The following is a 12008-nucleotide window of genomic DNA, read 5'->3' as shown; positions in this document are numbered from 1 at the left end:
AAGGTTCACGCCATGAAGCTTTCGACCGTCACCCCCGCCGATATCCGCCGCGCGCTGCTGCTGCGCGAGGAGATCGCGCTGCTCGATCTCAGATACGAGGCCGCCTTCGCCACCGGCCATCCGCTGTTCGCGGCCAACATGGCCGCGGACCGGATCGCGATTGAGGCCGAGGTGAGACTGCCGCGCAAGGACGTTGCGGTTGTGCTCTATGATGACGGTGAGGGTTTGGTCGCGGCGGGCGCAGAGCGCCTTGCGGCGCTCGGCTACAGCAATGTCCGTGCGCTCGATGGCGGGCTGAGGGCCTGGCGCGATGCGGGCTATCAGGTGTTCGAGGACGTCAATTCCTATTCGAAAGCGTTCGGCGAGCTGGTCGAGGCGCGACGTCACACGCCGTCGTTCAGTGCCGACGAAGTGGCAAAACTGATCGCGGACAAGGCCAACATCGCGATCCTCGACGTCCGCCGCTTCGACGAATATGCGACCATGAACATTCCGGGCTCGGTCAGCGTGCCCGGCGCGGAACTTGTGCTGCGGGCAGGCCAGGCCGCGCCCGATCCCGACACCACCATCATCGTCAATTGTGCCGGCCGCACCCGTTCGATCATCGGCACCCAGTCGCTGATCAATGCGGGCGTGCCCAACAAGGTGCGGGCGTTGCGCAACGGCACCATCGGCTGGACGCTGGCGCGGCATGCGCTCAACCACGGCGCCGACCGGCGCGGCGCGATCGGGCCGTTCGAGGGCGGCCCGGCCAATGCCCGCGACGTCGCCTATCGCGCCGGCGTCCGCCACATCGGCGCAGGCGAGGCGGCGACGCTCGCGGCGCAGACCGATCGCACGCTCTACCGCTTCGACGTGCGCGATGCGGAGGAATACGCGGCCGGCCACCTTCCGGGCTTCCGCCATTATCCCGGCGGCCAGCTTGTCCAGGAGACCGACATGGCCGCACCGGTGCGTGGCGCACGCATCCTCCTGACCGACGACAAGGGCGTCCGCGCTGACATGACGGCATCCTGGCTCGCGCAGATGGGCTGGGAGGTGTACGTGCTCGAAGGCGGCTATGACGGCGCGCTGGAGGTCGGTCCGCCGCTCGTGCTGCCGAAGCCGGATCCGGCGCACCGCTATCGCCGTCCCTATGAGGGGACCGATGTCGCGGAAGGTGCGATGCAGGCCTATCTCAATTGGGAGTATGGATTGGTCGAGCAGCTGCGGCTTGACGGGACGCACGGGTTCTATGTGATTTGATTGGCGCTATCCGTCACCCCCGCGCAACGGCGAAGCCGTTGTCGCTGGAGGTGGCCGCTTCTTCATCGGCCCTCGAAGGGCGACGGCCCGGCTGTATCGGGGCCGTTCATCCTTCAAGGCTCCCCATGGGACGCATAGCGTCCCATGCCTCGCACCTCGGGATGACGGGGCGGCTATTGTGCGTGCGGGGATGACGGAGCTGGTGGGATGCCAGGCACACCCGCGCCCCGCCATCTTCTCCCCGTATCCAACCCCTATTGTGCTGTGCACCGTCCGCGGTTTATGAGCTGCGGCAAAGCCGCCATTTTAGGAGATTCTATGCCAGCCCCAGGCCAAAGCCCTGAGCGGAGCGCGAAGGCGCTGCTGCTCGAAGGCGTCAATGACAGTGCCGTGGACCTGTTCCGGAGCGCGGGCTTTGCCAATGTCGAGCGGCTGACCAAGGCGCTGGACGGCGAGGCGCTGCGCCAGGCGCTCAAGGGCGTGTCGTTGCTCGGCATCCGCTCGCGCACCCAGATTACCGACGACGTGCTGGCGGCCGCCGATCAGCTCCTTGCGGTCGGCTGCTTCAGCGTCGGCACCAACCAGGTCGATCTGCTGGCGGCGCGCAAGCGCGGTATTCCCGTCTTCAACGCCCCGTTCTCCAACACGCGCAGCGTCGCCGAACTCGTGATCGGCGAGATCGTGATGCTGCTGCGGCAGATTTTCCCGCGCTCGGTCTCGGCCCATGACGGCGGCTGGGACAAGTCCGCGACCGGCAGCCGCGAGGTCCGCGGCCGCACCCTCGGCATCATCGGCTACGGCAATATCGGCTCGCAGCTCTCGACGCTGGCCGAGGCCATGGGCATGCGGGTGATCTATTACGACCGCACCGACAAGCTCCGCCACGGCAACACCGAGCCGGTCGAGAAGCTCGAGGAGCTGCTGGCGCAGAGCGACGTCGTCAGCCTGCACGTGCCGGAGACGCCGGAGACATCAGGCATGATCGGCGAGAAGGAGCTGCGGGCGATGAAGCCGGGCTCCTTCCTGATCAACAACAGCCGCGGCACCGTGGTCGATCTCGATGCGCTGGCGCGCGCCTTGCGCGACGATCACATCGCCGGTGCCGCCATCGACGTGTTTCCGGTCGAGCCGTCGTCGAATTCCGATCGTTTCAAGAGCCCGGTGCAGGGCCTCGGCAACGTCATCCTTACCCCGCATATCGGCGGCTCGACCGAGGAGGCGCAGGAGCGCATCGGCGGCGAGGTCGCGCGCAAGCTGGTCGACTATTTCATCACCGGCTCGACCATGGGTGCGGTGAACTTCCCGGAGGTGCAGTTGCATCTGCGTCCCTCCGGCGCGCGCTTCAGCCATGTCCATCGCAACGTGCCGGGCATGCTGCGGCGGCTCAACGAGGTCTTCCTCCAGCGCGACATCAACATCGCGGCGCAATATCTGGAGACCGCCGGCGACCTCGGCTACGTCGTGCTCGATGCCGATCTCGGCGGCCAGGATTCGGGCGAATTGCTCCAGCAGATCCGCGCTCTCGACGGCACGGTCGGCGCAAGGCTGGTATTCGAGCACTAAACGGCCCCACGTTCCGGTTGCATCTTTTGGCAACTGCTCTCACACTGCGCTCGAATTCGACGTGGTCAAAAATCGCGTCGAATTTGAGCTTCAGTTGCGTGAGTGTCCGCCATGGAACGGGACGCCGTACTGATTGATCTCGCGCTTCAGGGCGGCGGTTCGCACGGCGCCTTCGCTTGGGGCGTGCTCGACCGCCTGCTGGAAGAGAGATGGCTCACGATCGCCGCGATCTCCGGAACCTCCGCAGGCGCGATGAATGCGGCGGTGCTGGCGGATGGCTGGACGGCCGGCGGCGCCGAGGGCGCGCGCGAGGCGCTCGAACAATACTGGCGCCGCGTCTCCAGGGCCGCTGCCTTCAGTCCGCTGCAACGCTCGCCGCTCGACCGGCTGATGGGACGCTGGACCCTCGATACGTCGCCCTTCTACATCCTCACCGATCTGATGTCGCGCGTGCTGTCGCCCTACGACCTCAATCCAACCGGCTACAATCCGCTGCGCGCGGTGCTGGCCGAGAGCATCGATTTCGAACGCCTCGTGCGTTCGCCGATCCAGCTGTTCATCACCGCGACGCGGGTGCGCACCGGACGCGGCCGCATCTTCCGCAACGCGGAGATCACGGCGGATGTGCTGCTGGCATCGGCCTGCCTGCCGACCATGTTCCGTGCCATCGAGATCGACGGCGAGCCCTATTGGGACGGCGGCTTCGCCGGCAATCCGACAATCACGCCGCTGGTTCGCGAGAGCGACGCGCACGACACCATCCTCGTCCAGATCAATCCGACCGAGCGGCCGGAGGAACCGCGGACAGCGGCTGAAATCCTCAACAGGCTGAACGAAATCTCGTTCAACTCGCCGCTGATGAAGGAACTGCGGATGATCGCGCTGCTGCGCCAGGCGGCCGACCCCGGCAGCGGCGAAGGCGCGCGCTGGGCGAAGATGCGGACGCACCGGATCAAGAGCGACATGCTGACGAAGTTCGGCGCGTCGTCGAAACTCAACGCGGAATGGGAATTCGTCTCGATGCTGCGCGCCGAAGGGCGCATGGCCGCGGACGCGTTTCTCGCCGAGCATGGGGCCGACATCGGCCGGCAATCGACCGCCGATCTCGACGTCCTCCTGACGGAGTGCTGAGACATGGGTCTCCTCGGCCTCCTCGTCGGGCTCGGCCTGCTTGTCCTGTTTGCCTTTCGCGGCTGGAGCGTGCTTCTGCTCGCGCCGTTCGCGGCACTCGTTGCTGCCCTGTTCGGCGGCGAACCGTTGCTTGCGAACCTGACGCAGGTGTTCATGGTGAATGCTGCGGGATTTCTGGCGCAGTTCTTCCCGATCTTTCTGCTTGGTGCCGTCTTCGGCAAGTTGATGGATGACAGCGGCGCGGTGACGTCGGTCGCCGGCTTCATGGCGGAGCGCCTTGGCGAGCGGCGCGTGATCCTGGCGGTCGTTCTCGCCGGCGCGCTGGTCACCTATGGCGGCGTCAGCCTGTTCGTCGCGTTCTTCGTCATCGTTCCCATGGCCCGCTCGCTGTTTCGCGCGGCTTCGATTCCGCGTCGCCTGATCCCGGCCGCGATCGTGCTGGGAACGTCGACCTTCACGATGTCGGCCCTGCCAGGCACGCCGTCGATCCAGAATGCGATCCCGATGCCGTTCTTCGGGACGACGCCGTTCGCCGCACCGGGCCTCGGCATCATCGCCTCCCTCATCATGCTCGGCGCGGGATTGTGGTGGCTGCATCGCGCCGAGGCAGCAGCCCGCCGCGCCGGAGAAGGCTATGGCGACGATGCCGACGGCTTGATCGAGCAGGCCGCCGCCGACGAACTCGTGCGCGAGCGCGCAACGACCGCGCGCGAGTTCGATCCGGCTGAACTACAACACGGTCATCGCAGCGACCGGCCTTCGCCCGTGCTGAACGCCATCGCGCCGCTGGTCGTCGTCGTCACCGTGAATCTGGTGATGTCGCTGGTGGTGCTGCCGCGGCTCGATGTCAGCTATCTCGCCGAGCAACGTTTTGGCGAAACGTCGCTCGCGGCCGTCGCGGGCGTGTGGTCGGTCGCGGTGGCGCTGGCGGCGGCCATCGTCACCACCATCGCACTGAACCGTGCCCGCCTGCCGGCGCTTCGCCGGACCATGGACGCCGGGGCCAATGCGTCGGTGCTGCCTGCGTTCAGTGTCGCCAGCCTCGTCGGATTCGGTGCCGTCGTCGCCTCGCTGCCGGCGTTCACGATCGTGCGCGACTGGGTGTTGGCGATCGAGGGCGGACCGCTGGTCTCGCTCGCCGTCGCGACCAACATCCTGGCCGCGCTGACCGGGTCGGCATCGGGCGGGCTGACCATCGCGCTCGAAGCGCTCGGCCCGACCTATGTCGAACTCGCCGCCCGCACCGGGATCGAGCTCTCGCTGATGCATCGAGTCGCGGTGATCGGCTCGGGGACGCTGGACATCCTGCCGCACAATGGCGCGGTGGTCAGCCTGCTCGCGATCTGCGGCCTGACGCACCGTGACAGCTATTTCGACATCGTCATGGTCGGCATCGTGACGTCGCTGCTGGCGCTGGTCGCCGTGATCGCGCTGGGCAGCGCGTTCGGATCGTTCTGATCAGAATGCGAACGTGAGCGATTGACGGAACGTTGAAGGTTGCATTCAATGCGGCCAACTGGCCAAATCCAACAAACAGCGAACGCCGGGTGGAAACGATGACGCGAAAGAGAGCGAAGCTGTGCGCATGGCTCGTGGGCGCGGCGGCGGCAATGGGCGCGAGCGGCGCGTCGGCGGTAACGTTGGTGGAGGATGCCGACACGGTCTGCAAGGGGCTCGTCGGCGGCGTCGATGCCGTGAAGATCGATTCTGCGACGTTGCAGGCGCCGTCGCAACTCGCTGTTGCGGAGCGCGGCCCGACACCATCGGGGCGCATCACGCCGGCCAATCCCGGCTTCTGCAAGGTGCTCGGCCATATCGATCCCGTCGATCCCAAGGCGCCGCCGATCAAGTTTCAGGTCAACCTGCCGGTCGAATGGAACGGCCGCTCGGTGCAATATGGCGGCGGCGGCTTCAACGGCGTGCTGATCACCGGCCTTTCGCTGCCGCCGGCCTATCCGTTCGACAAGCCCTCGCCGCTCGCGCGCGGCTTCGTCACCTACGGTACCGATTCCGGCCATGAGTCCAGGCCGGGCGAGCCGCCGCAGGTGTTCGCGCTGAATGACGAAGCCTTCGAGAACTTCGCCCATCGTGCCTACAAAAAGGTTCGCGACGTTGCCGTCGCGCTGATGCAGCGCGCCTACGGCAGGACGCCCGAGAAGATGTACTTCATGGGCTCGTCCGAGGGCGGTCGCGAAGGCCTCACCATGGCGCAGCGCTACCCCGATGATTTCGACGGGATCTTTGCCCGCGTGCCTGTCATCAACTGGGTCGGCCTCCAGCATGCCGGCACGCGTTCGGGCCTCGTGACCATGGGCGACGGCTGGATCAACCCGGCGCAAGTCAAGCTCGTCGGCGATGCCGTGCGCGCGGCGTGCGACAAGGCCGACGGTTCCGTCGATGCGCTGGTGCAGGATCCCGTATCCTGCAAGGCGGCATTCAAGGTCGAGACGCTGCGCTGTGCCGGCGGCCAGAGCGGGGATGAGTGTTTGACCGATGCGCAGATCAAGGCGGTCAACACGCTGCATGCGACCTACAAGTTCCCGTTCGCGCTCGCCAACGGTCTCGACGACTATCCGGGCTGGGGCGTGTCGGGTGAGGACACGCCGGCGGCCGGTCCGACCGGCGGCTGGATCGCGTGGTGGCTCGGCACCGCGCCGCCGGCGCAGCCGCCCGCGCCCAACAACGGCATCGCCTGGATCTACGGCGCCGGCGGCATCCGGTATGTGTTCGCGCGAGATCCCAATCTCGACGTTACGACCTACAAGCCGGAGGAGCACAAGGCGCGGTTGCTCGAGGTCTCCAGCCTGATGGACTCGACCGACCCCGATCTCAGCCGCTTCCGCGCCCGCGGCGGCCGGCTGATCATGCTCGAGCACATGGCCGATTATGCGCAGAATCCCTATGCCGGCATCCGCTATTTCGAAAGCGTCGAGCGCCTGATGGGCTCGGCGACGACGGAGTTGTTCGCAAGGCTCTACACCGCGCCCGGCGTCGACCATGTCGGTTCCGGCGCGCCGGCCAATGTCGACATGCTGAGCGTGCTGGTCGACTGGGTCGAGAACGGCAAGGCGCCCGGCGACCTGGAGGTCACCGAGCAAAAGGTCGAAGGGCCGTTGTTCGCGGTGACGCGGGCGCTGCCGCTGTGCCGCTGGCCGGCCTGGCCGCATTACAAGGCGGGTGCGGTGACGGAGGCGTCGAGCTATTTCTGCGCGCAGTGAGATCAGCGCAAATCCCGCGAGGCCGCTGCGCCTTGGCGGCCTCGCGCCGATGCCTGGGGGTCAGGCCGCCTTGACCTCGATCTTCTTGGCGGGCTTCTGCGCTTCCGCCGTCTTCGGCAGCGTCACTTTAAGCACGCCGTTTCTGAACGACGCTTCGATCTTGTCGGCTTCGACATCCTTGGGGAGGCCGAAGTGGCGTTCAAAGGAACCATAGCGTCGCTCGGAGACGTAATAGTCCTTCTGCTTCTCCTCCCTCTCGAATTTCTTCTCGCCCTTGATGGTGAGCCCGTCATTGGCGACGTTCACCTCGATGTCCTTCTCGTCCATTCCGGGCAATTCGGCCGTGATCTCATAGGCCTTGTCGCTTTCGGTGACATCGACGGCCGGTGTGCTCACGAGCTTCTGTGCCCAATTGCGCTCGAAGCCGGCGAGCGAATGGAACGGGCGGCGCCAGAAATCGTCAGTGCCGAAATCCTCGAACAGCCGATCGACTTCCTTGCGGAGCGCCTCGAACGGTCGCCACGTTTCGCCGCCAAATGCGGGTTCGTTGGTTTTCTTGGTGACGGGGAGCTTGGTTTCGTTTGCCATGATCTCTCTCCTTCAGAGATAGAGCTCGTTCAATGCGCCAAACCTCCATCGGTGCTTACAGCCTGTCCTTGATTTGTCTCAAATTCGGAAGCGCGGCCGCAGTGGCCAGGATGCGAGCTCGGGCATGCAGACATCGGTAAGTATTGCGGACCGTTTTTCGGCGACTGACTCGCATTGATTTGAGTTAACCTCGTCGGCAAACGAGAGTTTGAATGTTCGGCTGGCAACGCCGGAGCATCGATATGAGGCTGCTGAACATCCCTCACAACGCGCTCGTGTTTGTTGGCGACGGCCGCAAGGCCCTGTTCCTGCGCAACGACGGCAATCCGTTGCATCCAAGCCTGAAGATGGAGCAAGTGCACGAGGATGAGAATCCGCCCACGCGTGAGCAGGGCACCGATCGTCCGGGCCGCTTGAATAGCCCAATGGGACAGAGAACCGCGGTCGAGGCCGCCGACTGGCACCATCTCGAGCAGCATCGCTTCGCGCGGCGCGTGGCAGGCGCAATGGAACAGCTCGTTCGCGAGCGCGACGTGAAGGCGCTTGTTGTCGTGGCCCCCCGCGAACGCTGGCCGATCTGCGCGAAGCCCTTCATGCCGACGTCAAGGCGCGCATCATCGCCGAGGTCCACAAGGATCTCACCAGGCATCCGATCGACGAAATCGCGCAGCATCTGACGGCAGAGCACTGAGGACGTCAACGGAACGGCTCAATGCGCCGGCCCACCCGCCGCCTTCACCCGACGCGTCAGCAGGACCGCGATCGCGGCGAGCACCAGCACGACGCCGATCACCGCAAAGGTGTCGGAATAGCCCATCACCAGCGCCTGGCGCTTCACGGTCTTGCCGAGCGCGATGATGGCCTGCTCGCGCGCGGCATGGGGGTCGGGCACGCCGTGCGCGATGAAGTAGTCCGTCATCTGCGCGATGCGGCTGCGGACCTCCTCGCGGCCGAGCGTGACCGACTGGCCGATGATGTTGGAGTGGAATTGCTCGCGCTTGGTGATGATGGTGGCAAGCGTCGCCGTGCCGATAGCGCCGCCGAGGTTGCGGAACATGTTGCTGATGCCGGAGGCTGCGGCCGCATCCTGCGGTGCGATGCCGCCCGTCAGCACCGAGGTCAGCGGCGTCAGTACCATCGCCTGCCCCACGGCGCGCACGATGTTCGGGATCCAGAGCTGGTCGCCGGCATAGTCCGGCGACATCGCCGTGTTCATGAAGCAGCTGTAGGCGAAGATCAGAAGGCCGGTGATCGCGATGTAGCGCGTGTCGAAGCGCTGCATCAGTTTCGGGATCAGCGGGATCAGCACGAGCTGCGGCAGGCCGGTCCAGGCCAGCACGTTGCCGATCTGCTCGGCGTTATAGCCCTGCGCCTGGCCGAGATAGGCGGGCAGAATGTAGACCGAGCCGAACAGCGCGAAGCCGACCATGGTCATCGCGAGCGTGCCGAAGCCGAAATTGCGCTGAGCGAGGAGGCGCAGCCGGATCAGCGGCTTCTCGATCGTGAGCTCGATCGTGACGAACAGCGTCAGGCTGACGGCCGCGATCACCGCGAGCTTGACGATGAAGGGCGAGGAGAACCAGTCGTCCTTGTTGCCTTCCTCCAGCACCGCTTGCAGCGCCGACAGTCCGATCGCCATGGTGACGATGCCGGCCCAGTCGCCCTCCTTCAGGAGGCCGAGCTGCATCTTCTGCTTCTCCAGCGTCAGATAGAGCGCCGCCACCATCACCGCGGTCGGGATCACGTTGACGAAGAAGATGGTGCGCCAGCCGTAGGTTTCGGTGAGATAGCCGCCGATGGTCGGGCCGATCGCCGGGGCGAAGGTCACGGACAGCGCAAAGATCGCGAGCCCCACCGGCTGCTGCGGCTTCGGCAGCTTGGTCAGCACCAGCGTGAACGCCATCGGGATCAGCACGCCGCCGGCAAAACCTTGCAGGCCGCGCATCGCGATCATCGACGGCAGATCGTGCGTGAAGGCGCAGGCGACGGAGAAGGCGGCGAACAGCGACGCGCTCACCAGCATGTAGCGGCGGAACGAGAACACGCGGCTCAAATAGTCGGTCAGCGGGATCACGATGATCTCGCCGATCAGATACGACGTCGAGATCCAGGAGCCGTTGTCCGCGCCGGTGCCGATGCCACCCTCGATGTTGAGCAGCGAGGCGTTGGTGATCTGGATGTTCAGGATCGCCATGAACGAGCCGATCATGGCGGCGAGCACGGCGATCCAGGTCGCGGCGCTCGCGCGGGCGGGATCGGCGACGGCGCGATCAGGCGTCGCGGCCGGTGCTGCTTGCGTCGAAATTGAAAGGCTGTTTGACATGGCACGACCCTCCGGAGACGAGCTTCGCTTTGGGCGCGGCGGCCGCATTCGCGGCCGGCGCGGTCGAACGTGTTGCAATGGTCGGGATCACGGACATGCCGGGCCGGAGCGCAATCGCGGGGCCATGCGCGGCGTCGAGCGCGATCCTGACCGGGATGCGCTGCACCACCTTGGTGAAATTGCCGGTGGCGTTGTCGGGCGGCAGCAGCGCGAATTCCTGGCCGCTGGCGGGTGCGATGGAATCGACGCGGCCGTGCACGATCTGGCCCGGGAACATGTCGACCTCGATGTCGACGGCCTGTCCCGCCTGCACGTGGGTGAGCTGCGTCTCCTTGAAATTGGCGACGACATAGGCGCCATCAGTCGGCACGATCGACATCAGCTGCGTTCCCGCCTGCACGAACTGGCCGACGCGCAAGGAGCGGTTGCCGACGACGCCGTCGATCGGCGAGATCACGGTGGTGTAGCCGAGGTTCAGCTCGGCCTGGTGCTGCACGGCTTCCGCGCGCGCGGCCGCCGCCTTGGCCTGCACGATCTCGGCCTTGAGCAGGTCGACCTGCTTGAGAGCGGAGGCGAGGTTGGCGGTGTCGCGTTCGAGCGTCGCCTGCGCCGAGGCGATGCGCGATTGCGCCTGCTGCGCATTCTGCACGCTGCCGGAGCCGGTCGCGGCGAGATCGGTGTAGCGCTTGTTGTCCTGAGCGGCGAAGGTGAGGGCGGCCTGGTCGACGTCGAGCGTGGCGCGCGCGGCCTTGATCACCGCCTGCTGAACCTCGAGCTGCGCTTCCTTGCTGGCGATCGTCGCGTTCGCCGCCTGCACATCGGCCCTGGCCTGGTCAAGCGCGACGCGGAAGTCGCGGTCGTCGATCCGGGCCAGCACCTGACCGGCCTTCACATGCTCGTTATCGGCGACCAGGACCCGGTTGAGATAGCCGCTGACCTTCGGCGCGATCGTGGTGTTGTCGGCCTTCACATAGGCGTCATCGGTGGAGACGAGGTACTGGCCGACGGTCCAGTAGTCGTAGCCGTACCAGCTGGCGCCGGCCAGCGCGACGGCTGCGGCTCCCATCAGCAACAGCTTGCGAAAATTGAGCTTTTTCCGGCTTGCCTGGACCGGCGCGGCGGGCAGGACCCCCTCCAGGGCGGTCGTTGGAAGGGCGGTCTGGGCGGCAGCAGTCGGGGTGGTGTGGACGGTCATGGCCGGCTCCCCTGAATTAGGAAACTTGATAATTTCCAAAATGCGACTAGCTTTGGAATTGTCAATGGAATGACAGGCATCATTTAAAGACATGGCTCAGGCAAAATCGGAAAACGAATGCCGTCCGCGCGGCCGGCCGCCGGTGCGTAGCGACGAGGAGACGAAGGGAATCGTTCTCGAGGCCGCACGGCAGGCCTTTGCCGGCGACGGCTATGCGGCGACCAGCACCGAGGAGCTGGCGCGCCGCGCCGGCATCTCCACCAAGACGCTCTATCGTCTGTTTCCCGGCAAGGCCGCGCTGTTCGAGGCGATGTGCGCCGACAGGCTCGAGCGGCTGCTCTCCGCGGTCGATCTCCAGGCAAGCGACGAGGTCGACATCGAAAAGGGCCTGCGCGCCGCGCTGCTGGCCTGCGCGGATCTTGCGCTCGATCCGGAAGTCGTGGCGTTGCAGCGCATGGTGCTGCAGGAATCGGCCGCATTCCCGGAGCTTGCAGCCCATTTCTACAAGAACGGCATCTCCCGCACCGTCACGGCGCTTGCCGGCTGGCTGCGTGCCCAGGTGAAGAAGAAGCGCATCGCGCTCGATGACGTCGAGGAGGCCGCCGGGATGCTGATCGGCATGGTCGCGTCGGCGCCGCAGCGTGCGGCGATCTATGGCGGGTTGGCGCTGCCGTCACGCAAGGACATCGAGCGGCGCGTCAAGACCTGCGCGGCGCTGTTTCTGGACGGCTGTCGCGCTATCTAG

General features: G+C 65.9%; 9 protein-coding genes and 1 pseudogene. 7 read left to right on the top strand and 3 right to left on the bottom strand.

The window, feature by feature from the left end; all coding sequences use genetic code 11:
• The first annotated feature begins 12 nt into the window (after positions 1-12).
• The 5 genes from EI171_RS01695 to EI171_RS01675 all read left to right on the top strand — a co-directional run bounded on the left by EI171_RS01695 (position 13) and on the right by EI171_RS01675 (position 7157).
• On the top strand, positions 13-1245 hold the full coding sequence (locus tag EI171_RS01695; RefSeq protein ID WP_028175506.1) for a rhodanese-like domain-containing protein: 1233 nt from the start codon (positions 13-15) through the stop codon (positions 1243-1245).
• Positions 1246-1563: 318 nt separating this feature from the next.
• Positions 1564-2808 (top strand): phosphoglycerate dehydrogenase, encoded by a 1245-nt coding sequence (gene serA, locus EI171_RS01690; protein WP_161532404.1) that lies wholly within the window; start codon positions 1564-1566, stop codon positions 2806-2808.
• A gap of 111 nt (positions 2809-2919) precedes the next feature.
• Entirely contained in the window at positions 2920-3939 is a 1020-nt protein-coding gene (locus EI171_RS01685; RefSeq protein WP_038966094.1) for a patatin-like phospholipase family protein, read from the top strand.
• A gap of 3 nt (positions 3940-3942) precedes the next feature.
• On the top strand, positions 3943-5397 hold the full coding sequence (locus tag EI171_RS01680; RefSeq protein WP_161532403.1) for a GntP family permease: 1455 nt from the start codon (positions 3943-3945) through the stop codon (positions 5395-5397).
• A gap of 98 nt (positions 5398-5495) precedes the next feature.
• Positions 5496-7157, top strand: coding sequence for a tannase/feruloyl esterase family alpha/beta hydrolase (locus EI171_RS01675; RefSeq protein WP_161532402.1), 1662 nt, complete (start codon positions 5496-5498; stop codon positions 7155-7157).
• A 60-nt stretch (positions 7158-7217) separates the two neighbouring features.
• Here the strand turns inward: EI171_RS01675 and EI171_RS01670 are convergent, their stop codons facing one another.
• Complete coding sequence (locus EI171_RS01670; protein WP_161532401.1) at positions 7218-7745, bottom strand: Hsp20/alpha crystallin family protein; 528 nt, start codon at positions 7743-7745, stop codon at positions 7218-7220.
• 212 nt (positions 7746-7957) lie between these two features.
• On the opposite strand from EI171_RS01670, the pseudogene EI171_RS01665 reads away from it, so the two are divergent.
• Positions 7958-8436, top strand: a pseudogene (locus tag EI171_RS01665) (host attachment protein).
• Positions 8437-8454: 18 nt separating this feature from the next.
• On the opposite strand, the gene EI171_RS01660 reads toward EI171_RS01665, so the two are convergent.
• Together EI171_RS01660 and EI171_RS01655 are read right to left on the bottom strand one after the other, a co-directional pair.
• On the bottom strand, positions 8455-10068 hold the full coding sequence (locus EI171_RS01660) for a DHA2 family efflux MFS transporter permease subunit (protein WP_202633089.1): 1614 nt from the start codon (positions 10066-10068) through the stop codon (positions 8455-8457).
• On the bottom strand, positions 10016-11263 hold the full coding sequence (locus EI171_RS01655; protein ID WP_039187204.1) for an HlyD family secretion protein: 1248 nt from the start codon (positions 11261-11263) through the stop codon (positions 10016-10018). Before EI171_RS01655 ends, EI171_RS01660 begins: the two co-directional genes overlap by 53 nt.
• Before the next feature lie 91 nt (positions 11264-11354).
• On the opposite strand from EI171_RS01655, the gene EI171_RS01650 reads away from it, so the two are divergent.
• Entirely contained in the window at positions 11355-12008 is a 654-nt protein-coding gene (locus EI171_RS01650; RefSeq protein WP_011090680.1) for a TetR/AcrR family transcriptional regulator, read from the top strand.

Source organism: Bradyrhizobium sp. LCT2 (assembly GCF_009931255.1).
Taxonomy (GTDB): domain Bacteria; phylum Pseudomonadota; class Alphaproteobacteria; order Rhizobiales; family Xanthobacteraceae; genus Bradyrhizobium; species Bradyrhizobium diazoefficiens.
This window is presented reverse-complemented; position numbering and strand designations above follow the sequence as displayed.

Bases quoted from the DNA above. Each gene is read 5' to 3' on its own strand.
- EI171_RS01695 (WP_028175506.1), top strand. From the start codon at position 13: ATGAAGCTTTCGACCGTCACCCCCGCCGATATCCGCCGCGCGCTGCTG.
- serA (WP_161532404.1), top strand. From the start codon at position 1,564: ATGCCAGCCCCAGGCCAAAGCCCTGAGCGGAGCGCGAAGGCGCTGCTG.
- EI171_RS01685 (WP_038966094.1), top strand. From the start codon at position 2,920: ATGGAACGGGACGCCGTACTGATTGATCTCGCGCTTCAGGGCGGCGGT.
- EI171_RS01680 (WP_161532403.1), top strand. From the start codon at position 3,943: ATGGGTCTCCTCGGCCTCCTCGTCGGGCTCGGCCTGCTTGTCCTGTTT.
- EI171_RS01675 (WP_161532402.1), top strand. From the start codon at position 5,496: ATGACGCGAAAGAGAGCGAAGCTGTGCGCATGGCTCGTGGGCGCGGCG.
- EI171_RS01670 (WP_161532401.1), bottom strand. From the start codon at position 7,745: ATGGCAAACGAAACCAAGCTCCCCGTCACCAAGAAAACCAACGAACCC.
- EI171_RS01660 (WP_202633089.1), bottom strand. From the start codon at position 10,068: ATGTCAAACAGCCTTTCAATTTCGACGCAAGCAGCACCGGCCGCGACG.
- EI171_RS01655 (WP_039187204.1), bottom strand. From the start codon at position 11,263: ATGACCGTCCACACCACCCCGACTGCTGCCGCCCAGACCGCCCTTCCA.
- EI171_RS01650 (WP_011090680.1), top strand. From the start codon at position 11,355: ATGGCTCAGGCAAAATCGGAAAACGAATGCCGTCCGCGCGGCCGGCCG.